The sequence below is a fragment of the Pseudomonas sp. PMCC200344 genome, assembly GCF_030053095.1.
Classification (GTDB): Bacteria; Pseudomonadota; Gammaproteobacteria; order Pseudomonadales; family Pseudomonadaceae; genus Aquipseudomonas; species Aquipseudomonas svalbardensis.
Map to the genome: position 1 here is coordinate 5,225,646 of NZ_CP125618.1, position 22,096 is coordinate 5,247,741.

At 60.2% G+C, this 22,096-nt stretch carries 14 protein-coding genes; 7 read left to right on the forward strand and 7 right to left on the reverse strand.

Annotation, left to right across the window (positions count from 1 at the left end; genetic code table 11):
- Nucleotides 1-89: 89 nt before the first annotated feature.
- From QFW87_RS23900 to QFW87_RS23910, 3 genes are read left to right on the forward strand one after another with little or no spacing between them, the layout of a single operon-like run.
- Entirely contained in the window at nucleotides 90-1,991 is a 1,902-nt protein-coding gene (locus QFW87_RS23900; RefSeq protein WP_283189040.1) for a sensor histidine kinase, read from the forward strand.
- Nucleotides 1,988-3,316: a sigma-54 dependent transcriptional regulator gene (locus tag QFW87_RS23905; RefSeq protein WP_008155247.1), complete on the forward strand. Its 1,329-nt coding sequence runs from the start codon at nucleotides 1,988-1,990 to the stop codon at nucleotides 3,314-3,316. The genes QFW87_RS23900 and QFW87_RS23905 overlap by 4 nt, the downstream gene beginning before the upstream one ends.
- Nucleotides 3,317-3,324: 8 nt before the next feature.
- Nucleotides 3,325-3,654, forward strand: coding sequence for a GlpM family protein (locus QFW87_RS23910; RefSeq protein ID WP_283190947.1), 330 nt, complete (start codon nucleotides 3,325-3,327; stop codon nucleotides 3,652-3,654).
- Nucleotides 3,655-3,767: 113 nt separating this feature from the next.
- Here the strand turns inward: QFW87_RS23910 and QFW87_RS23915 are convergent, their stop codons facing one another.
- Both QFW87_RS23915 and QFW87_RS23920 read right to left on the reverse strand, forming a co-directional pair.
- On the reverse strand, nucleotides 3,768-4,436 hold the full coding sequence (locus tag QFW87_RS23915) for a DsbA family oxidoreductase (RefSeq protein WP_283181542.1): 669 nt from the start codon (nucleotides 4,434-4,436) through the stop codon (nucleotides 3,768-3,770).
- A gap of 101 nt (nucleotides 4,437-4,537) precedes the next feature.
- Nucleotides 4,538-5,557, reverse strand: a complete 1,020-nt coding sequence (locus tag QFW87_RS23920) for an alpha/beta hydrolase (protein ID WP_283181543.1) — start codon at nucleotides 5,555-5,557, stop codon at nucleotides 4,538-4,540.
- Between the two features lie 206 nt (nucleotides 5,558-5,763).
- Here QFW87_RS23920 and QFW87_RS23925 point away from each other — a divergent pair, with 206 nt between their 5' ends.
- Nucleotides 5,764-10,992 (forward strand): hypothetical protein, encoded by a 5,229-nt coding sequence (locus QFW87_RS23925; RefSeq protein ID WP_283189041.1) that lies wholly within the window; start codon nucleotides 5,764-5,766, stop codon nucleotides 10,990-10,992.
- A 43-nt stretch (nucleotides 10,993-11,035) separates the two neighbouring features.
- Here the strand turns inward: QFW87_RS23925 and metE are convergent, their stop codons facing one another.
- Nucleotides 11,036-13,348 (reverse strand): 5-methyltetrahydropteroyltriglutamate--homocysteine S-methyltransferase, encoded by a 2,313-nt coding sequence (gene metE / locus QFW87_RS23930; RefSeq protein ID WP_283189042.1) that lies wholly within the window; start codon nucleotides 13,346-13,348, stop codon nucleotides 11,036-11,038.
- 107 nt (nucleotides 13,349-13,455) lie between these two features.
- On the opposite strand from metE, the gene metR reads away from it, so the two are divergent.
- On the forward strand, nucleotides 13,456-14,373 hold the full coding sequence (gene metR, locus QFW87_RS23935; RefSeq protein ID WP_008155262.1) for a transcriptional regulator MetR: 918 nt from the start codon (nucleotides 13,456-13,458) through the stop codon (nucleotides 14,371-14,373).
- A gap of 120 nt (nucleotides 14,374-14,493) precedes the next feature.
- Here the strand turns inward: metR and QFW87_RS23940 are convergent, their stop codons facing one another.
- The 4 genes from QFW87_RS23940 to QFW87_RS23955 form a co-directional block, all read right to left on the reverse strand.
- The gene (locus QFW87_RS23940) at nucleotides 14,494-14,991 is read right to left on the reverse strand and encodes a GNAT family N-acetyltransferase (protein ID WP_283189043.1); all 498 of its coding nucleotides are present in this window, start codon (nucleotides 14,989-14,991) and stop codon (nucleotides 14,494-14,496) included.
- 2 nt (nucleotides 14,992-14,993) lie between these two features.
- On the reverse strand, nucleotides 14,994-15,632 hold the full coding sequence (locus QFW87_RS23945) for a LysE family translocator (protein ID WP_033057445.1): 639 nt from the start codon (nucleotides 15,630-15,632) through the stop codon (nucleotides 14,994-14,996).
- 25 nt (nucleotides 15,633-15,657) lie between these two features.
- Nucleotides 15,658-16,092 (reverse strand): NUDIX domain-containing protein, encoded by a 435-nt coding sequence (locus QFW87_RS23950; protein WP_283189044.1) that lies wholly within the window; start codon nucleotides 16,090-16,092, stop codon nucleotides 15,658-15,660.
- Between the two features lie 192 nt (nucleotides 16,093-16,284).
- On the reverse strand, nucleotides 16,285-17,643 hold the full coding sequence (locus tag QFW87_RS23955) for an HD domain-containing phosphohydrolase (protein ID WP_283181548.1): 1,359 nt from the start codon (nucleotides 17,641-17,643) through the stop codon (nucleotides 16,285-16,287).
- A 260-nt stretch (nucleotides 17,644-17,903) separates the two neighbouring features.
- On the opposite strand from QFW87_RS23955, the gene QFW87_RS23960 reads away from it, so the two are divergent.
- Complete coding sequence (locus QFW87_RS23960) at nucleotides 17,904-20,210, forward strand: EAL domain-containing protein (protein ID WP_283189045.1); 2,307 nt, start codon at nucleotides 17,904-17,906, stop codon at nucleotides 20,208-20,210.
- Complete coding sequence (locus QFW87_RS23965; protein WP_283181550.1) at nucleotides 20,207-22,081, forward strand: EAL domain-containing protein; 1,875 nt, start codon at nucleotides 20,207-20,209, stop codon at nucleotides 22,079-22,081. The genes QFW87_RS23960 and QFW87_RS23965 overlap by 4 nt, the downstream gene beginning before the upstream one ends.
- Nucleotides 22,082-22,096 lie beyond the last annotated feature (15 nt).

Below are 22,096 nucleotides of genomic sequence, written 5' to 3' on the forward strand. Positions count from 1 at the left end.
GACCCACCGCTTTCGCGAGCAGGCTCGCTCCCACAATGGGCCGGCGGCGATTCACAAGTAAGTGTTGTGGTTGACCCAAGGCATCTGTGATGAAATGCGACCCCACTCTCTATCGCGCCGCGCCGCCATCACTCGCCGTGAAACCCCGTCTGATTCGCCATCTGTTCCTGCCGCCGCTGGTCATCGCCCTGATGATCGGATTGGGTTACCTCGGTTTCTGGGTCAGTGAACACTACGGGATTCGCAGCCTCAGCGAGAACGGCCAGCGTCAGCTGGAACTGCACGCCCGCGCTGTCGAGAGCGAGATCAGCAAGTACACCTACCTGCCCAGCCTGCTGGAACTCGAGTCCAGCGTTTCGAAGCTGTTGGCCGACCCGTCGCCAGAACACCGGCAGACGGTCAATGAATACCTCGAAGGCCTGAACCGGCGCAGCCGCAGTCGGGCTATCTATGTGATGGACACCACAGGCCGTGTCATGGCCACCAGTAACTGGCGCGATGTCGACAGTTACCTGGGCGAAGACCTGTCCTTCCGCGCCTATTTCCAGAATGCCGTTCGCGGTCAGTCGGGGCGCTTCTATGGCATCGGCAGCACCAGCGGCGAACCCGGTTACTACCTGGCTCATGGCCTGGAAGAGCACGGCAAGATCATCGGCGTCGCGGTGGTCAAGGTCCGCCTCGAAGCCATGGAAGAACGCTGGCAGCGCGCGCGGCTGGAAGCTTTCGTCAGCGATGAAAACGGCATCATCATTCTTTCCAGCGATCCGGCACGGCGCCTGAAATCGGTTGTACCCCTGAGCGACGAGACCAAGGAAAAACTGGCCCGCAGCCTTCAGTACTACTGGTTCCCACTGAACGAACTGCAACCGCTGGCCCGGGAAAAACTGGCCGAAGGCGAGGAAAAACTCACCTTCCCCGCCAACAGCGAAGTGGAATCAGATGAAGAGGACATCAGCTACCTGTCGCAAACCCGCCCATTGAGCGATACCCCGTGGAATTTCACCCTGCTCACCCCCCTGCAGGATTTGCGGCGCGAAGCGATCAATCAGGGGATTCTGGTGGCGGTGGCGTTTGCCCTGGTGGCGTTCCTGCTGATCGCCTGGAACGAGCGGCGCAAGGTCATTGCAACGCGCCTCGCCGCCCGGGAAGCCTTGCAGGAGGCCAACAATCAACTGGAGCGTCGGATTACCGAACGCACCACTGATCTGCGCGCCAGCAACGAACGGCTCAAGGGACAGATCCGCGAACGGCGTCTGGCCGAAGAGACGCTACGCCGCGCCCAGGATGAACTGGTGCAGGCCGGTAAACTCGCGGCCATCGGCCAGATGTCCACCAGCATCGCCCACGAATTGAACCAACCACTGGCGGCGCTGCGGACCTTGTCCGGCAACACCGTGCGGTTTCTGGAACGCGGTCAGCTGGACGTTGCCAGCACCAACCTCAAGACCATCAACGAACTCATCGACCGCATGGGCCGGATCACCGCCAGCCTGCGTTCGTTCGCTCGCCGCGGTGATGACAAAGGTCAGGGCAGCCTCGGCAAAGCGGTGGATGCAGCCTTGCAGCTGCTCGGTGGTCGCGTGGAAAGCGCTCATTTGCAGCTGCACCGAGACTTCGCCGATCTGCAGGTGCAGATCGACCAGACGCGCCTGGAGCAGATTCTGGTCAACCTGATCGGCAACGCCCTCGACGCCATGCAGGCACAGCCGCTGCCGGAATTGTGGCTCGAAGGCGAAGAGTACGATGGTAAATATCGCCTTCGCGTACGCGACAACGGCCATGGCATCGACGCCGAAGCACGCAAACATCTATTCGAACCGTTTTTCACCACCAAACCTGGTGAACAGGGCCTGGGCCTCGGCCTGACCCTTTCCGCCAGCCTGGCCGCCGCCACCGGCGGTCATCTGGGTGTCGAACACCCGGCCAGCGGTGGTACCACCTTCGTCCTCAGTTTACCGTTGGTAAGCCCCACTCACGCCGAGCCAATATGAACAATGACCTTAGTGTGCTGATCGTCGAAGACGACCCCCATGTGCTGCTCGGCTGCCAACAGGCGCTGACCCTGGAAGACATTCCCTGCGTGGGCGTCGGCAGCGCCGAAGAGGCGCTGGAGCGGGTCGGTGACAACTTCGCCGGCATCGTCATCAGCGACATCCGCCTGCCGGGCATCGACGGCCTGGAATTGCTGACCCGACTCAAGGCCCGCGATCGCAGCCTGCCGGTGGTGCTGATTACCGGCCACGGCGACATCTCCATGGCCGTCGGCGCGATGCAGAAAGGCGCCTATGACTTCATGGAGAAACCTTTCTCCCCCGAACGTCTGGTCGATGTGGCGCGCCGTGCGCTGGAGCAACGCAGCCTCGCGCGGGAAGTCTCTTCGTTACGTCGGCAACTGGCGGAACGGGATTCCCTCGAAGGCCGGATCATCGGCCGCTCGCCAGCCATGCAGAACCTGCGGGAATTGATCGCCAACGTTGCCGATACCTCGGCCAACGTGCTGATCGAAGGCGAGACCGGCACCGGTAAAGAGCTGGTTGCGCGTTGCCTGCACGACTTCAGTCGACGGCACACCAAGCAGTTCGTCGCGCTGAACTGCGGTGGTCTGCCGGAGAACCTGTTCGAAAGCGAAATTTTTGGCCATGAAGCCAACGCCTTCACCGGCGCCGGCAAGCGGCGAATCGGCAAGATCGAACATGCCGACGGCGGCACGCTGTTCCTCGACGAAGTGGAAAGCATGCCGCTGCCACTGCAAATCAAACTGCTGCGGGTGTTGCAGGAACGCACCCTCGAACGCCTCGGGTCGAACCAGAGCGTGGCGGTGGATTGCCGGGTGATCGCGGCGACCAAGTCTGATCTGGATGAGTCGAGCAAGGCTGGCGAGTTTCGCAGCGACCTGTATTACCGCTTGAACGTGGTGACCCTTGAATTACCGCCGCTGCGCGAACGCCGTGAAGACATCCTGCAACTGTTCGAACACTTTCTGCAGCAGTCGTCCCTGCGCTTCGACCGCGCGGTGCCGGACCTGGACAACCAGACCCTGTCGAATCTCATGAGCCACGACTGGCCGGGCAACGTGCGCGAACTGCGCAACGTCGCCGAGCGTTTTGCCCTCGGGCTGCCGGCCTTCAAGAAATCCGGCGCCAGCGGTAGCAATCAGGGCCTGGCCTTCGCCGAAGCGGTAGAAGCTTTTGAACGTAACCTGCTGAGCGACGCTTTGCAGCGCAGTGGCGGCAATCTGACCCAGGCCAGTCTGGAACTCGGGATGGCCAAGACCACGCTGTTCGACAAAGTGAAGAAGTACGGGCTGAGCCACTGATGGACCTGATCCTCAAAGCAACCCTGGGCGCGGCCGTGGTGGTGATCCTCGCCGCGTTGGCCCGGACCAAAAACTATTACATCGCAGGATTGGTGCCGCTGTTTCCGACCTTTGCGCTGATTGCTCATTACATCGTCGGCAAGAGCCGTTCGCTGGAAGACTTGAAGACCACCATCGTGTTTGGGATGTGGTCGATCATTCCTTACTTCATCTACCTGGCGACGTTGTATGTGATGGTGGACCGGATGCGGTTGGAGGCTTCGCTCGCTGTAGCGGCGGTGGCTTGGTTGATGGCGGCTACGGTGTTGGTTTCGGTTTGGGTTCGTCTTCACGGCTGACTGATGTGATCGCTTTTAGTACCACCCCTCACCCCAGCCCTCTCCCCACGGGGGAGAGGGGGAAAGGGAGCCGATCTTCATGCTTCTAAGCCTGAGTTCGATCCCACAGAACCTCACCCGTTAACCGTCCCACCCTTCGCCTCACTCATGATCTGCCGAATCGCCCCGACAAACGTCTCCACTGGCTGCCCGCCAGTGACGGCGTATTGTCCGTTGAACACCACGGTCGGCACCGAACTGACGCCTCGCGACAGCCACAACTGCTCTTCTTCGAGAACCTCTTTGGCGAACTCGTCCGACGCCAAAATCGCCTCGGCTCGGGACCGATCCAGCCCCACGCTTTCGGCGATCTGCGCCAACTGCCCATGGTCGGACGGATTGCCGCCCTCGGTGAAATACGCCTTGAACAGCGCCTCTTTCAGATTGAACTGCAACCCTTCCAGTCCCGCCCAGAACAGCAAGCGGTGGGCGTCGAAGGTGTTGTAGATGCGACTGTTGCCGTCCGTGCGAAACGCAAACCCGACCTCGGCGCCGCGCGCGCGGATCATCTCGCGATTCTTCTGGGATTGCTCGGGCGTCGAGCCGTACTTCTCGGTGATGTGTTCAGTGATGTTCTGTCCTTCCGGGCCCATCTTCGGGTTCAGTTCGAACGGCTGGAAACGGATCTCGGCCTGTACCTCGTCGCCCAGCAAATCCAGAGCCCGGGTCAGGCCGTAGAGGCCGACGACGCACCAGGGGCAGGACACGTCGCTGACGAAATCGATTTTCAGGGGGGTACTCATCACACACCTCGCAGACTGGAACGCGCCGGAAAGCTCGAACGATACACCCGACGAGGCCGAGGTGGCAGCCACTCCATTGATCCCACATTTGGATTTGGGGGTTACAGGAGATTTGGTTTCGCCACCGGATCAATCTGCGCCCAATGCGAGGTGTCTTCGCGGTGGGCCTGCAAGTACGGCAACACCGCCGCCAGCAATGGCACCTTGAACGCCTCCTGGAAACGATGGGCCAACCCCGGAATCAGCTTCAACTGACTGCCGCGGATATGCGCCGCCAGGTGCACACCGTGCATCACCGGCAGCAATGGATCAGCAGTGCCGTGAACCACCAGCGTCGGAACGCGCAGTTGATTGAGCAGTGACACACGACTGCGCTCGGCAAGGATCGCCATGATCTGGCGCTTCACGCCCTCGGGATTGAACGCCCTGTCATAGGACTGCGCCGCCTGATGCAGTAGTGCTTGCCGATCATCGCTCACCGTCGGGCTGCCCAGCGCCGCCAGCAAATCGGCTTGCTGCTCCAGTGCTACTTCGCGATTGGGCGCCCCACGGCGCGACAACAGTTGTACCAACGCCGCACTCGGTGCCGGCAAGCCTTCGGCCCCGGAACTGGTCATGATCAGGGTCAGGCTCTCGACCCGTTGCGGCGCCATCGCTGCCATGTGCTGGGCGATCATCCCGCCCATGCTCGCGCCCAACACGTGGAATTGCTCGACGTGCAACGCATCCATCAATCCAAAAGCATCGTCAGCCATATCGGTCAGGGTGTACGGCGCCGACACCGGCAAACCGAGTTTGTAACGCAGCACTTCGAACGTCAGGTTGGCATCGACGGGCGCTTGCCGCCAGGTCGACAGGCCGACATCGCGATTGTCATAACGAATCACCCGAAAACCCTGCTGACACAGCGCGACCACCACCTCGTCCGGCCAGTGAATCAGCTGCCCGCCAAGGCCCATTACCAGCAACAACGCTGGGTCCGAGGCACGGCCGATGCTCTGGTACGCCAGGCTCACCTGTGCCAGATCGACCCGTTCGGTCGGAACATTGATATCGCAACGAGACGCCGCCAAGGACGGCAGGCCGAACAACAGCGCGGCCAGGAAAAAGAAAACACGCATGAAAAACACCGAAACGCAGAACTCCAGTAGAGCGCGAGTCTGATGAAGTTTGTTCAAGCGCGCTGCCACAGTTACGTGACAGTTTCGTGAATATCGCCCAATGGTCGATGCGATAACTATGTAGTGCCATGGACGGTGGCGAGTTTCTTTTAATGGCGCTCGTCAAGAGCGGATACGCCGCTCCCCTGCACAAGAGCCACGTTGCCATGAATGAAAGAGCGTTCAGCGCCCTGCCCGTCTCCCCGCCGGTCGTGATGGCGGCCCATCCGCCCCTGAAGAACAACCCCGATGAAAGCCTGTTGCTGAGCGCCTCGACCCGCTGGCGCGACAGTAGCCAGGCATTGCACGCGTTATTCGCCGCCGCGCCGCAGAGAAACCACCGCACTGAACAATCGCTCAACCAACGCTGGAATGCCTACTGGGACGCTCGAGCCCCCGGCACGCCGGTGTCGCGGCGCGAGCGGGCGGGTCAGTTGTACCGCAACCATTTCGAGGCAACCGCTCAAGTGGCGTTTGCTCGCAGAACCCTGAGCGCCGAACAGTTGAAGCCGCTGCTGTTGATCATCGACCCTCCCGTCGAAGGGTTGAGCCTGGACAATCAACCCATCCATACCGAGCAGTTGACCCTGATCCTGAGTGACAGCGGCACACTAAAACTCCCCGCCGCCTGGGTCATCAGCGTGGGGAATCGGGCGCCCGTCGCGCAGTTTCTGTATCTGCCCTGCCGGCCTGTTTCCATCCAGATCTTCAATCAGCGCAGCGACATGGAGCACTGGCTGTCTCGACAAGCGCTCATCCCGCCGGGCCTGCCCGACGATGACTTGCGCTTCGAATACACAGCGAACTCCCAGCCGCTAACGGCAGGCATCACTGAACTGCTTTTACACCCGCGGCACGCAAACGCAGTCGTTTTCGCCTCACCACCAGACCTTGGGGAACCGCCGTCAGACAACGGCATTGATGATGAAGAGCAACCGTTATTCGACAATCTGTTTGCCGATATTCCCTGGCCCCAGCGGCAGGCCTCGCTGAACAAGCAGCGCGATGCGCTCGAAACGCTGTTGGGAGATGAGCTCGAAAGCGACCGCCAACAGAAATTCAAAGAGGCACTGAAGGCGCTCGAGACGGCAGAGCAAGCCGCCGATACAGCTGCATCCGCGCTGCTTTACAGGTCGCGCACTTTCGACTTTGTGACCCTCAACCGCGAGTTCAGCGCGCTCTATCAGGCGCACAAGGATGGCCTGGGTGCCGAGGCCCAGCTTCAACTGGCCCTTAGACAGGTCAACAGCGATGAATCAAGCCTGCTCAAAGCGGCGTTGGACACGCCGCTCGCTGCCGATCGCGATGCCACCATCACCGCGGCCAGCCTGACACTGTCGCTGACCGAACCGAATGTCGGCGTCTTGACCCAGGAGCTCAACGGACCCTTCGTCATCACCCGAGCGCCGCTCGACGCCGCATCGCCACACAGCCTTTTGCTGTACTGGCCCGGTACCGGCGGCGGCTTGCAACGGTTCGCCAACCGCACAGAACTTGAGCGGCACGTGTTCAAGATTCAGGACCAGGATAAGATTCTGGCGTTGCAGCTGAAAAACATTCATACCGACCCGCTGCAATACAGCCTCAATAAACAAACGACCCATTTCGAAGAAAAGGCAGCGCAAATACGCCAGCAATATCCCGATGCAGCCCAGGCTCTACAGCGTGCAGGCGAACTGGAAAAGCTACGCAAACAAACGTTGGCCACCTTACAAGTCCCGGTGCCGGCCGCTAGAAGTCTTGCCTTTTCGCACCTGTTGGAACAAAGCCGCAGCGTTGCCCTCTTCTCCTTGCTGCCCGAGTGGCTGGCCAATTTATCGGCGTTCGACCGCGTTGAACTCAAGACTTTGGTTGAGACTTACATCCTGGCGATGCGCCGTAGCCACGAACAGCTGGAGATCGCCCTGGCGCCCCGTGACGAATTCACCCGTCAACATTTGCATGCCCACCTGCGAAAAGACTTCTCGCTCCTGGGGCATTTTGACGTACACCTTGATCTGCCCGACTCGGTCACTCTGCAAAAACAACTGGTTGATGGCGCAGCCCCGGGAACCCCGCAGAAACTCGTCGCGGTTCCCAGTACGACCCGCAACAAAATGTCACTCGAAGACCTCGCCCAGCTCAACATCGACAACACCCCATCGATGCAGCGGGAGCCTCTTTCGCTGCGACTGGGCTTTATGCGGGTGCAAGTTACAGCCGCGATCCCCACCGAACGCCGGACATTGGCAAGCGGCATCACCCTGCCCTGGCTGCGCAAGGTCCTGCCCGAGCTTGATCTACCCCAGGCGTACGAAACACTGATCCGCGGCGCATTCATGGGGTCGGCCAGCGAGACTGCGTTCGTGAAAGAGCATCGCCGCGAATGCCTGATCGAGCCCTGGCGCCTGATGCTCAAGTTGCTGGGGAAATGCGCGCGCCTGCAAAAACAGATCAATCAAAACGAATGGCAGGTATTGAACATCGCCATTGAGGCCAATACCCCTGAAGCCTGGAACGTGGACGGCAAACGCATCGTGCTCCTGGCGGCGTACCTGAGCGCCGGGGGCAAGGACACGCAAAACGAGGGGCCAACCACCTTGTCTGGCGTGACCTTCATTGAAGAGCAAGTCAGCAAGGTGACCCTGCTTTATCTACCTGATAGCCCCGACGGTCAGTTTTTGCGGCGCTACGACACTCTGGAAGCCGCTCGCAGGGCCTTGTTCAATCTGTGCCTGCGCAGCGAGATGGTCAGCTACCTGGCAGGACGAGCCTTGCACGGCAAGGTGCAGGCCCATATCAGCCGTATCAACCAGGCCGTGCTTAAACACTTCGACGCCATGATCGGCGTCGGGGTGCCTTGGCCGAAAACAACATCACTGGCGGCCCATCTGCTCAATGCCCATATGGGACGCCTGATCGAAGCGCATCGCGGAACCTCCCGTTCCAACGATGCCTTGTATCTGGAGCGCTACGCGCTCAGTGGTCCGAGGGCGTTCAATTACATGAAGATGGCGTTGGGCGTGGTGCCCTTTGTCGGCTCGGCCATCGCCCTCTACGATGCCTGGACCAGTGCCAACCGAGCCGTTGCGGCCCTGTTGCGCGGCGACATTGGCGATGGACTGACGGAGATTGAATCGGTGCTGCTGTCACTGATCGATGCCGCCATGGACATACTTCCCGGCGCTTCCGTGGGGTCCAGGTCAGCCAAGGGCGCTCGATCACTGACGCGTATTCGTCAAACTGAAGCATTGGGCAAAAGCGTGGGTGCGTTGTCAGGGAGGACAAGGCGGCAAGCGCGGCATGGTTTCAATCGCTTCGCCGGTTACGATTACGAAAAACCGATCTCCCTGACCGGTCTGCAACCGGCGACCCACGGGGTCTACCGCAATATCTACCGTCACGCAGACGGCGACTTTATCGTTCGCCAGGGACGCATCTTTCAGGTTGAACGCAGCACGGACTCACGAAACTGGCGACTGACTGGCACTCGTCAAAAAACCTACAAACAACCCATCGGCCTTGATGAAGCAGGCCATTGGGACACTTACTTCGGTGTCTACGGGGTGACCTTCGAGGGGGGTGGGCTCGGCGGTGGCGGTGTGCTCGGGCATCTGGCAGATACGCTTGATCCGCTCTGGCCGGCCGCCATTCGCGAACGCCTGCCGCGATGGTGGGTCGATGAGGCTTTCCGCCGGCAGAACGCATTGACCGAAGCGGCAGACGACTTTGCCCCGCAACTCGATACCCGGGTTGCGCGTACCAACGCCGCCATTGAACAGTACGATGCCAGCCCCGTAGAACACCGTCCGACACTGATGCCGGCTACCGAAGCTGCGTGTATCGGCGACATTGAACTGGCCAGCAGACACTACCAGACACTGGTTGACCTGTTGCCCTTGACCCACGGCAACAAACGGCGTGTGCTGCGAGACGCGCAAAGCCATGACGCGTTGTTGATTGCCGATCGGTACAAGCGTCGGGTGTTCTTTTCCAATCACCGAGCCGATCCGTTGATCGACAGGATCGACGACCTTATCGACCGCCTGGACGCACTGCCGAACACTGCGCTCAGCGAACGCTTTCGTCTGCTGCGAGAAACCCGATTGGTGCGTGTGGACTTTCTGCGCGAACTGGAGCAAATCGATGCTGCGATGCGCGACCTCAACGTGTGGTACGAGCGCATAACAGTCAGCACCCACAAGGCGCATCTGACCTCCGAAGTCATGATGTTGAACGGGAGGCTCAGCGAGGCCAATCTGCTCTACTTGAGAACCGGCCACCTGCTGGAAATCGTCAAACGCTTTGACACAACCCGAGATATCTCCTGGCTCTATCTGCAAGCACAGGCAGAGAATCTGCGGGCCAAAGTCGATCGCGCCTTGTTCACTCAATACAGCCTGCCGGAAGTCACCGCCACCAGAGCCCAGCGCAACCGGATATTGCAGGAGTGCCTCGATCTTTACAGCGAGTTTCGACGCAACATGAATGCCTGGACCACCAGCTACCCACAGCACTTCCATCTGGACGCCGTGGCGCCACTGTTGGAGGGTATCGAGAAAATGGCCGAACGGGCGCGCAAGGCCATCGATCAGCCGACTCCCCCTTCCCCTGCCGGGCAACGCAGCAAAAAAGTGTTCACCACCGAAGACGATCAATTGCTGATTGGGGTGGAGCGCTGGGAACCGACGACCCAAAAGCACCAGTACTCCCTGACAGGCCAGGGCGGATTTGAGGAGGTTTGGGAACAAGGTTCAAATGGCAAGTTTCGCCTGCTGAACCCGCCGGAACAGGCAATTCGCCCTGTGCAAAGGGACCTTGGATCTTTGGTCGAGGATGCTCAGAGCCGACTGCAATCACAGCAGTCTTACAAGGCCAAGGTTCAATCCTACGCAGCTCAAGACATGCTCCCGGTCGATCTGGAACACATGATGGTCAGCGAGGCCAGCGAGCTGACCCGCCGCGCGCTCAACATCGAAGAGATTGCTCCGCAGAACGCCATCATCCAGCAACTGCGCGACAAGGCCACCGAACTCACCACCACCGGACGTGAAATGCGCACACGGCAGTCGTTGAGTACTAAAAAACCTACCGATGGAATGCTCGATGACCTGGTCCGCCACAACGCATTGGAGATACGCAAAACGAGCCCAATGAAAAACCTGGGCAAACGTCCTGACGGTCGAATCGATTACCTGCAGGAATACGAAGTATGGGATTTGACTGCAACGCCTCCCAAGGTGCTGTGGTATGCCCATTTCCACTATGCCAAGGCAGCACCCACCTTCGATGTGTTCGAGAAGGCCCATCTGAAACTGCCGGAACACCGATTTCTGACCCACGCCGATAACGCCGCGCTTCCCTATGCCGATATCGGCAAGAAGTCAGCGGCACTCAAGCATTTCGAGCAGGTTTAGAACGCAAAACGGGAGCGGTTTGTCCGCTCCCGTTTTGGCTACCTTATGCCAATTGGCTTCTCAACTGCCGCGCCGCCGCCACCATGTTGACCAACGCCGCCTCAGTCTCAGGCCACGCCCGAGTCTTCAACCCGCAATCCGGATTGACCCACAACCGCTCGGCTGGAATGCGCTTCACGGCTTTGCTCATCAACTTGACCATTTCGGCCGTGTCCGGCACCCGTGGCGAGTGGATGTCGTAGACGCCCGGGCCGATGTCGTTCGGATAGTCGAACGCTTCGAAAGCCTCCAGCAATTCCATGTCCGAACGCGAGGTTTCGATGGTGATCACATCGGCGTCCATCGCCGCGATGGACTCGATCACATCGTTGAATTCGCTGTAGCACATGTGGGTGTGGATCTGGGTTTCGTCACGTACACCGGAGGCGCTCAAACGGAAAGCTTCTACCGCCCAATCCAGATATTCCTGCCATTGCGCCCGACGCAGCGGCAAGCCTTCACGGAAGGCGGCTTCGTCGATCTGCACGATCTTGATGCCGGCGCTTTCCAGGTCCACCACTTCGTCACGCAAAGCCAGGGCGAGTTGCTGCGCCTGAATTTTGCGCGAGACGTCTTCACGCGGGAACGACCACATCAGCATGGTCACGGGGCCGGTGAGCATGCCTTTCATGACCTTGTCGGTCAGGCTCTGGGCATAGGTGATCCAGTCGACGGTCATGGCGTTCGGACGGCTCAGGTCGCCATAGATGATCGCCGGTTTCACGCAGCGCGAACCGTAGCTCTGCACCCAACCAAACCGGGTGAACAGATAGCCGTCCAGCTGCTCGGCGAAGTACTCGACCATGTCGTTGCGTTCGGCTTCACCGTGTACCAGCACGTCCAGCCCCAGGCGTTCCTGGACTTGCACGGCGTGGCGGATTTCGCTGTGCATGGCGTCGGTGTAGTCGTTGGCCGACAGTTTGCCTTGCTTGAACGCCTGGCGTGCCAGACGGATCGAACCGGTCTGCGGGAACGAACCGATGGTGGTGGTCGGGAATGCCGGCAGTTTCAACTGCGCACGCTGCTGCTCGATGCGTTTGGTGAACGGCGAGTGGCGTTGGCTGTCCTTGTCGCTGATGGCGTTTATCCGTGCCTGCACCTCGGCTTTATGGATACGCGGTGACTCGGCACGGCTGGCTTGAATCGCACGGCTCTCAGCGAGGGCGGCTTGCACCTTGGTAGATTGCGGGTCGTTCAGGGCATCGCGCAGCACGGCGATTTCGCCGCACTTCTGCACGGCAAACGCCAGCCAGCTTTTCAGTTCCGGATCGAGTTTGTCTTCGCGATCCAGATCCACCGGGCTGTGCAGCAGCGAGCAGGAACTGCTGACCCACAGGTTGTCGCCGAAGCGTTCCTGGGCCGGCTGCAGTTGCGCCAGCACTTGCTCCAGTTCGCAGCGCCAGACGTTGCGGCCGTTGACCAGGCCCACCGAGAGAATCTTGTAGGTCGGCAGACGGTCCAGCACTTGGCCGAGCTGATCCGGGGCGCGCACGGCGTCGATGTGCAAGCCTTGCACCGGCAGGCTGACCGCCAGGCCGAGGTTGTCTTCCAGTCCACTGAAGTAGGTCGCCACCAGTTTTTTCAGCGGCGAGTATTGAAGGATGTGATAGGCGCGTTCGAAAGCGTTTTTCCAGGCCTGTGGCAGGTCAAGGGTCAGGATCGGCTCGTCGATCTGCACCCACTCAACGCCTTGAGCGGCGAGGCGACCGAGGATTTCGCCGTAGATCGGCAGCAGGCGTTCCAGCAGGTCGAGCTTGTCGAAGTCGTCGCCTTTGGCTTTGCCCAGCCACAGGTAAGTCAGTGGACCGATGATCACCGGTTTGACGTTGTGGCCCAGCGCCTTGGCTTCGTCGACTTCGTCGAACAACTGTTCCCAGCTCAGCTTGAACTGCTGGTCAGCGGTGAACTCCGGGACAAGGTAGTGGTAGTTGGTGTCGAACCACTTGGTCAGTTCCTGGGCGTATTGCGCTTTGCTGTGTTCGCCGCCGCAGCAGGCAGCCGTGGCGCCACGGGCCATGGCGAACAGGGTGTCGAGGGTCGGCAGGCCGCGTGAGTCCTTGGCGCTGTCGAAACGCTCGGGGATCACACCGAAGGTCAGGGAATGGGTCAGGACCTGGTCGTACCAGGCGAAATCGCCCACGGGCAGCAGGTCGATGCCGGCGTCTTTCTGCAATTGCCAGTGGGTGGCGCGCAATTGGCGGCCGACGCTTTTCAGCGCGTCCTGATCCAGATCGCCCTTCCAGTAGGATTCGAGGGCTTTTTTCAGTTCGCGGTCCGCGCCGATGCGTGGGAAACCAAGTGTATGGGCCAGAGCCATGGTGAACTTCTCCCTGTAAAAGATGGCGCTATTGTCGACAGCCAACCCAACATGAGACAAACTCAACCTTTTCGTGTTGATCACAAGTTTTCCTCATGGAGCCCCCAGTGCTTGAAATCCGTCACCTGAAGACCCTGCACGCCTTGCGCGAAGCCGATAGCCTGGTGGATGCGGCCGACCGCTTGCACCTGACGCAGTCGGCCCTGTCCCACCAGTTCAAGGAACTGGAGGAGCGCATGGGCATGCCGTTGTTCGTGCGCAAGACCAAACCGGTGCGTTTCACCAGCGCCGGTTTGCGTCTGCTGCAACTGGCCGACGCGACCTTGCCATTACTGCGCGGTGCCGAGCGCGATATCGCGCGGCTGGCCGGTGGCACTGCCGGGCGTTTGCACATGGCGATCGAGTGTCACAGTTGCTTTCAGTGGCTGATGCCGACCATCGACCAGTTCCGCGATGCCTGGCCGGAAGTCGAACTGGACCTGGCCTCAGGGTTCTCCTTCGCCCCGCTGCCGGCGCTGGCCCGTGGCGATCTGGATTTGGTGGTGACCTCCGACCCGCTGGAACTGGCCGGAATCACTTACGTGCCGTTGTTCACCTATGAAGCGATGCTCGCGGTCGCCAACCAGCACCGTTTGGCGAGCAAGGCCTACATCGTCCCGGAAGATTTGCTCACCGAAACGCTGATCACCTACCCGGTGGAGCGTGATCGACTGGACATCTTCACCCGTTTCCTGGAACCGGCCGATATCGAACCGGCTCAGGTCCGCACGTCGGAACTGACAGTGATGATGATGCAATTGGTGGCCAGCGGTCGCGGCGTGTGCGGCATGCCCCATTGGGCGCTGCATGAATACAGCTCACGGGGTTATGTGAAGGCCAAGCGGCTGGGCGAGAAAGGTTTGTTTGCGACGCTGTACGCCGGGATTCGCGCCGACATGCTGGATGCGCCGTATATGCGCGACTTTTTGCTGACGGCCAAGGACACGTCGTTCTCGACACTCGACGGCGTCAGCGCCGTTCGCTGACACACCACATACCCCTGTGGGAGCGAGCCTGCTCGCGATGGCGGAGTGTCAGTCAGCATTGATGTAGCAGACAGATCGCATTCGCGAGCAGGCTCGCTCCCACAGGGATTTCGGTGATCTTTAGAGCTCGCGCCACATGTGGATTTTGTCGAAGTAGTCTTCGCCCACCCGCACCGCCAGCGGTTCAAGACCAAACTGGATGAAGCCGCAACGCTGGTACAGGTTGAACGCGGCGTCATTGCCGGCGGTAACGGTCAGCTGGATCAACCTCAGACCTTTATGGTCCTGCGCTTCAGCCAGGGCGGCCTGCACCAGGTGATAACCGAACCCGCGTTGCCGGACCTTGCCCGACACGTACATGCCAAACAATGTCGCCTTGTGCCGGGCCTTTTCCCGTGGTTCGAAGGCCAGGCCGACGATGCCCGCCAACTCACCGCCTTCGAACGCGCCGAACACCACGTCCAGCTTGCTGCTCAGGCGTGATTCCCACCAACTCAACGGCATCACGGCGCGTTCGCGCACGCTGGAAGTAAACGCCTGGGGATGCAGGTCATAGGCTTCGAGCATCAGCGCCCGATAATCCAGGGCATGACTGGCATCAAGCCGTTCAATCCACATGTTCAAGCCATCCGTCGTTGTTCCAGCATCAGTCGCACCGCCAGCGCCGACAGCACGAACCCCATGAAATAGCGCTGCACCGCCAACCAGGACGGGTTGTTGACGAACCAGGAGGCGATGCCCGCGGCGAACAGCGCGATCAGCAGATTGACGCTGAAACTGACGCTGATCTGAGTCAGACCCAGCGTGATGCTTTGAGTGAACACCGAGCCATGCTCAGGCGTAATGAACTGCGGAAACACCGACAGATAAAACACGGCGATCTTCGGGTTCAGGGCGCTGGTCAGAAAGCCCATGGTGATCAGTTTGCGCGACGAGTCCGGCGGCAACTGCTGCGCCTCGAACGGTGAACGCGCACCCGGTTTGACGGCTTGCCAGGCCAACCACATCAGGTACAGCGCGCCAGCCCACTTCAGCACTTCGTAGGCCATCGGCACCGCCAGAAACACCGCGGTCAAACCGGCAGCAGCCGCGAACAGGTGCACGAAAAAACCCGCGACCACACCGAGCAACGAGGTCACACCGGCCTTGCGCCCCTGGCAGATCGAACGGGAGATCAGGTAAATCATGTTCGGCCCCGGCGTCAGTACCATCAGCAATGCGGCAGCGGCGAAAATCAGCAAGTCTTGAAGCGGGATCATGGGCAGTCCTTTGCCCGGGCAATAATCAGGCAGTTTCGGTTAACAAGGCACGATAAAACGGCAGGATCAGGTCCCGTGTCAATGGCGCCAGCGTGACATTGCCGTCGGTGGCCAAGTCGATCCAGCGCACCTCTTCGATCTCCGCCGCAGGCGAAACGTCTGAATCGATGGTCAGCTGAAAGAGTTCGGCCTGGACGGTAAAACCCGGCTCATTGACGGCCGGTGCCGAGAATTGCCCGAGATAAGTGGCGTGTGCCGGATCGATGACCAGCCCCAATTCTTCTTCCAGTTCACGGGCCAGCGCGTGGACCGGTTGCTCATGGGCTTCGATCTTGCCCCCCGGCTGCATGAACGCTTCGGTGCCGCGCTTGCGAACCAACAGCGTGCGACCGTCCGGGCCGATCAACAGGGCGGCGGCGATGCGGATGAGGCGGGGCGAAGCAGCGGATGAAAGCGTCATGGATCAGGATCGTCCTTGGAAAAAAGCGCAAGGATCACATGGCCGCTGCCGCTTCGTCACCCCGAAAACAGCATCTACCAAGCCCTCTGTGGGAGCGAGCCTGCTCGCGATGAAGACGACGCGGTTTTTCAGGAACACCGCATCATCGTTCATCGCGAGCAGGCTCGCTCCCACATTGGACTAGTACAGTTCCTAGACCCCACTGGCCTCGAGAATCGCAACTTCCTCCGGCACCTTCACGAAAATGCTGTATTTCGCGCCTTCCATGGCTTCGAAGGCGATCAACTTCTCCACCAGCGGCCCATTCAACACCTTGCCGGCATTGAGCAGCAGCATGCCGTTGTCGGCATTGAGGTTGCGCGCCAGGATCATGCCTGCCGCCACTTCCCGTGTGGTCAGCACCTTGACCGACGGATCGGCCAGCGAGATGTCGCTCAGGTACGCGGCACAGACCTGGATGAAATCTTCCACCAGTTCGGGATCGTAAAGCCGCCCGGCATAGCTGCGGATGTAGATCAGTGCTTCATCGCTATTCATCTGCCGCTCGAGGATCAGCCCGCGCTGCAACTCGATGAAATCCACCGCCAGTTTCAGCAGGCGTGAACCGAACGGAATCGCCTCGCCCTTGAGCCGGTCAGGGAAGCCGCTGCCATCCCAGCGCTCCTGATGATGAAGAATCAGACGGGCGGCGTCCTTCATCGGGTCGAGCGTCATCAACAGCGATTCACTCTGCTTGGGATAACCGCGATAGCGCTCCCGATCGCTGTGGTGCAGCAGGTCCGCGGGCGCGGTCATCATGCTGTCGGTCCAGCTCAGCTTGCCGATGTTGTAGAGCGCCGCGGCCATGGTCAGGTCGCGACTGGTGCCCTCGTCCAGGCCATGAAGTTTGCAGTAGACCCGCACCAGTTCGATGATCTGGCGGTTGGTCTGTTTGGCCGGCGGCAGGCGCAGGTTAGCCAGCAGCGAGAACACCTCGGTGCCGGTGACATAGCTGTGCTTGAGCTCTTCGTAGGCCAGGTCGAGCATGTCGGCGGTCTGCTGGAGTTCGGCGGTGCGGGCGGCGACGTGTTTTTCCAGGGTGATGTTGAGCGACTTCAACTGGTCGTTCTGCAGCCGGGTCAACTGCTCCAGACGCTGGCGTTCGCGCTCGGAATATTGATGAGCCAAAGCCTGGCGCAAGGTCAGGAGCATTTCCTCGTCGTTCCAGGGTTTGCTGATGTAGCGGTGAATCTTCCCTTCGTTGATCGCTTTGATGATCGTCGGCATGTCCGCGTAGCCGGTGAGCAGAATCCGGGTGGTCGTCGGGTAAAGCTGATGGATGCGCGCCAGCAGCGTGGCGCCGTCCATGTTGGGCATGCGTGCGTCGGTCATCACCAGGTCAATGGAGTGTTGCTCCATGATCTCCAGCGCCTGGGCACCGCTGGTGGCCAGCAGCAACTCGTAGGGCTGGCCGCGTAACAGGCGACGCAGGCTGTTGAGGATTGACTCCTCGTCATCGACCAGCAGCACCTTGGGTTTATCGTTCAAAGTCGTGGGGAGTTGCTCTTCCATGGCGTCACCTCAAGTGAAACGGGCACATCGTTGTGGCAGGCCCCGAGGCAAACATCCCCTATTGCCGGAGCCTGACCTACAGGCTAGATGATTTTCAGCCCGCCAAAGGAAATGATTCAGCTCATTGAGTTGCGCGAAGTGCTGGACTGACGACTATGCTCAGCTGACTCGGATCCATAATCTGTACGTTCGGCCAGGTGATCAGGGAAAGGAAGCCCCTCTATGAGTACACCGCATCAAACTGCTGCCGGTACTGGCGTATGTCGATAAATACGCTGCTGGCGCGGACCAACCGGCGAGTTCTTATCGTCGACGACACCGCCTCGATTCATGCGGACTTCGCCAAGATCCTCAGTCCGCCATCGATCGATGACGACAGCCTGATCAGCGCCGAAAATGCCCTGTTCGGCACCCCTGCGGCGCTATCGCTGCAGAGCTTTGTGCTCGACTCGGCGTTTCAGGGGTTCGAAGCCCTGGATAAGGTCGAGACGGCGCTGGCCAACGACATGCCCTATGCGATGGCCTTCATCGACATGCGCATGCCGCCGGGCTGGGACGGGCTGGAAACCATCGAACGGCTGTGGCAGGTCGATCCCAAGCTGCAAGTGGCGCTCTGCACCGCTTATTCCGACTATTCCTGGGAAGACATCGACGAGCGCCTGGAACTGGGCGATCGCCTGCTGATTCTCAAAAAGCCCTTCGATGCCATCGAAATCCGCCAGATGGCCAGCGCATTGACGGCCAAGTGGCAAATGACCGAAGACGCAGAGCTGAAGATGTCGCTGCTCGAACAGGCGGTAGAAGAACGCACCCGAGAGCTGTCCGACGCCAACATCATCGTGCAGAACAGCCCCACCATTCTGTATCGGTTGCGCGGCGAGCCGTCGTTTCCGTTGATGTATATCTCGCACAACATCACCAAATACGGTCATGTCGCGGCGAAACTGGTCGCCTCGGCCAACTGGGCTCAGGAACTGATCCATCCAGATGATCAATCGAAGGTCGACACCGCCATGGCCCGGGTGCTGGACCGTCATGCGGCGGGCGCTTCCATCGAGTTTCGGATGCGCACTGGCGAAGGAGCCTGGCGTTGGGTCGAAAACCGCTACATCCCGGTGCGCGACGATGAAGGCCGTTTGCTGGAAGTCGAAGGCATCATCATCGACATCACCGAACGCAAACTGGCCGAAGAGAAAATCGCCCTGCTGGCCCGCACTGACGGGCTGACCGGGCTGGCCAACCGTGCGACGCTGATCGAGCGGTTGCACCAGGCATTCGCCTCTGCGCGTCGGGGGGCGGCACCGTTCGCCATGTTTTACCTGGACCTGGATCACTTCAAACGCATCAACGACACCCTCGGCCATCCGGTGGGCGACCTGTTGCTGCAAGAGGTTGCACGCCGGATCAAAGCCTGCGTGCGCGAAAACGATGTGGTTGCCCGCCTCGGCGGTGACGAGTTCGCGATCTTGCAACTGGACGTCGGTGACCCGACCCAATCCGCAGCCCTGGCCGCCAAGATCCGCGATACGTTGGTACTGCCCTATTCCCTGGACGGCAATGACGTGCGGGTCTCGGTGAGTATCGGCATCAGCAGCTGCACCCCGGAAAGCACCAGCGCCGACGGCCTGCTGACTCAGGCCGACATGGCGCTGTATCGCTCCAAGGAAAAGGGCCGCAACCAGTACCACTTCCATTCCGAGGAGATCAATCAGGAGGTGGTCGAACGCATGACCATCGCCAGCGACTTGAGAGCGGCCATCGAACACCAAGAACTCGAACTGCATTACTGGCCGGAAGTGGACCTGAGCAGCGGCAAAATCCTCGGCATGGAAGCGCAGGTCCGCTGGAACCACCCTGAACGCGGTTTACTGGAAGCCCCGGCGTTCCTGCCTGCGGCGGAAAAGACCGGCACCATCGTCGCGCTCGGTCACTGGGTGCTGGATCGCGCCTGCCAGCAAATGCGTCAATGGCGCGATGAAGGCATGGCGCCGCCGGTGATTGCGATCAAGCTGTCCCTGGCCCAACTCAAGAGTGGTCCCGAACTGATCTATGACGTGCTGCGCACCACCGCGCGCTGGGAACTCTGCCCCTGGGACCTGCGCTTCGACGTCACCGAAGCGACGCTGGCCCAGACCAAATGGACCCACAACGATGTGCTGCCGCGCCTGCGTGAGCTGGGGGTGAAGATCGCCATCGACGACTTCGGCACCGAGTACTCCTCGTTCGACTACCTCAAGACCTACCAGGTCAATCACCTGAAACTCGCTCAGGCCTTCATCGACACCGCCGCCCGCGATCCGGCCAGCGCAAACACCCTGCGCGCCATCATCAACTTCGCCCGTGAAGTCGGGATCGGCATCATTGCCGAGGGCGTCGAAACCCAGGAGCAGCGCAGCTCGCTGATGGCCACCGGTTCACCGATGAACGCCCAGGGTTACTTCTTCAGCAAAGCGGTCAGCAGCCAGCAGGCCGCCGAGCTGCTGAAGGCCGGCAGCATCGTGCCCCCGAACCATGACATCGGGCCGATTCTGGACAACCCGCCACGCTCCACGGAGGACAAAGGATGAAAACGCCTTTCGTGCGGACTAACCGGCGCATCCTGATCATCGACGACACGCCCTCGATTCATGAGGATTTTCGCAAGATTCTTGGCCCAGAGACCGAAGGCGAACAGACCCTGGCTGGTGCTGAAGAAGCCCTGTTCGGCACCGTACAGCTTGATCGGCTGACGTTCCAGCTCGACTCGGCCTACCAGGGCCAGGAAGCCCTCGAACTGGTCACGCGCGCACTGGCCGAAGGTCACCCCTATGCCATGGCGTTCACCGACATGCGCATGCCTCCTGGCTGGGACGGCCTGGAAACCATCGAACAACTGTGGAAGGCCGACCCTCACCTGCAAATCGCGTTGTGCACGGCCTATTCCGATTACACCTGGGAAGACATGGCCGAACGGCTGGAGTTCGGCGACCAGTTGCTGGTGCTGAAAAAACCCTTCGACAGCCTGGAAATCCGTCAGATGGCCAGTGCCCTGACCTGGAAATGGCAGATGGCACAGGACGCGGCGATGAAGGTCCTGAGCCTGGAGCAAACCATCGAGGCGCGGGTCCACGAATTGCTCAAGGTATCGCACCTGTTGCAGTACGACGTGCTGACCGAGCTGCCCAACAGCACGTTGCTCGGTGACCGGCTGAACCAGTCCCTGGCCCTGTCCCGGCGCCATGACAAGCAACTGGCCGTGATGTTTATGGGCCTCGATCGCTTCAAGCGCATCAACAATGCCCTGGGACATCCGGCCGGGGACGAGATGCTCAAACAGGTCGGCCGTAATCTGGTGGCGACGGTGCGCGAGTCCGACTCGGTGTTTCGCTACGGTTCCGATGAATTCGTGGTGATCCTCGCCGACGTCCGCCATCCCCAGCAGACCAAGGGCATCGCCGAAAAACTCTTGAACGCCATCCGCGCGCCCCAGCACATTGCCGGCCACGACCTGAGCGTGACCGCCAGCCTGGGGATCAGCATCTACCCCGAGGACGGCCTCGATGCCATCTCGCTGATCAAGAAAGCCGAAACAGCGATGCGCAACGTCAAGGAAAGCGGCCCGAACGATTACAGTTTTTTTATCGACGACATGAACCAGCGCGCCCGGGATCAGCAAAGCATCGAGTCTGGCATTCGCCTGGCGCTGGAGCGCAACGAATTTGTCCTGCATTACCAGCCCAAGCTGGACCTGAGCAGCGGCCAGGTGGTCGGTGCCGAGGCGCTGATCCGCTGGCAAAAACCGGGGCACGGTCTGGTCTACCCGTCCAAATTTATCGGTGTGGCCGAAGACAGCGGTTTGATCGTGCCGTTAAGCAAATGGGTGCTCGCCGAGGCTTGCCGACAAACCTGCGCCTGGCAGGCCGCGGGGCTGCCGAAAATCTATATGTCGGTGAATATCTCGGCCATCGATTTCCGTCAGCGGGACTTTGTCGACGGCATCGAACAGACACTCAAACAAACAGGTCTGGAACCGGCCTTGCTGGAGCTTGAAATCACCGAAGGCGTGTTGATGCAGAACGTCGAAACCACGGTGACCGCGCTGACCCGGCTCAAGGCCATGGGCGTGCGACTGGCCATCGATGACTTCGGTACAGGTTATTCCAGTCTGAGTTACTTGCAGCGTTTTCCCATCGATGTGCTGAAAATCGACCAGTCGTTCATTCGCGGCTTAAGCAGCGACAGCAACGACGCTGCCCTCGTCAGCGCCATCATCAGCCTGGGCCGGAGCCTCAAGCTGACCATCATTGCCGAAGGGGTGGAAACCCTCGAACAACTGGATTTCCTCAAGGCCCATCAATGCGAGGAAGGCCAGGGTTACTACTTCAGCAAGGCCGTGGAGCCGGACGCCTTCGTCCGGTATCTGGGGTCGGTGCAGCCCTCTTCATCCGCAGCCACGTGAACGATGCGCAGGCCC

Bases quoted from the DNA above. Each gene is read 5' to 3' on its own strand.
- QFW87_RS23900 (WP_283189040.1), top strand. From the start codon at position 90: ATGAAATGCGACCCCACTCTCTATCGCGCCGCGCCGCCATCACTCGCC.
- QFW87_RS23905 (WP_008155247.1), top strand. From the start codon at position 1,988: ATGAACAATGACCTTAGTGTGCTGATCGTCGAAGACGACCCCCATGTG.
- QFW87_RS23915 (WP_283181542.1), bottom strand. From the start codon at position 4,436: ATGAGTACCCCCCTGAAAATCGATTTCGTCAGCGACGTGTCCTGCCCC.
- QFW87_RS23920 (WP_283181543.1), bottom strand. From the start codon at position 5,557: ATGCGTGTTTTCTTTTTCCTGGCCGCGCTGTTGTTCGGCCTGCCGTCC.
- QFW87_RS23925 (WP_283189041.1), top strand. From the start codon at position 5,764: ATGAATGAAAGAGCGTTCAGCGCCCTGCCCGTCTCCCCGCCGGTCGTG.
- metE (WP_283189042.1), bottom strand. From the start codon at position 13,348: ATGGCTCTGGCCCATACACTTGGTTTCCCACGCATCGGCGCGGACCGC.
- QFW87_RS23940 (WP_283189043.1), bottom strand. From the start codon at position 14,991: ATGTGGATTGAACGGCTTGATGCCAGTCATGCCCTGGATTATCGGGCG.
- QFW87_RS23945 (WP_033057445.1), bottom strand. From the start codon at position 15,632: ATGATCCCGCTTCAAGACTTGCTGATTTTCGCCGCTGCCGCATTGCTG.
- QFW87_RS23950 (WP_283189044.1), bottom strand. From the start codon at position 16,092: ATGACGCTTTCATCCGCTGCTTCGCCCCGCCTCATCCGCATCGCCGCC.
- QFW87_RS23955 (WP_283181548.1), bottom strand. From the start codon at position 17,643: ATGGAAGAGCAACTCCCCACGACTTTGAACGATAAACCCAAGGTGCTG.
- QFW87_RS23960 (WP_283189045.1), top strand. From the start codon at position 17,904: ATGTCGATAAATACGCTGCTGGCGCGGACCAACCGGCGAGTTCTTATC.
- QFW87_RS23965 (WP_283181550.1), top strand. From the start codon at position 20,207: ATGAAAACGCCTTTCGTGCGGACTAACCGGCGCATCCTGATCATCGAC.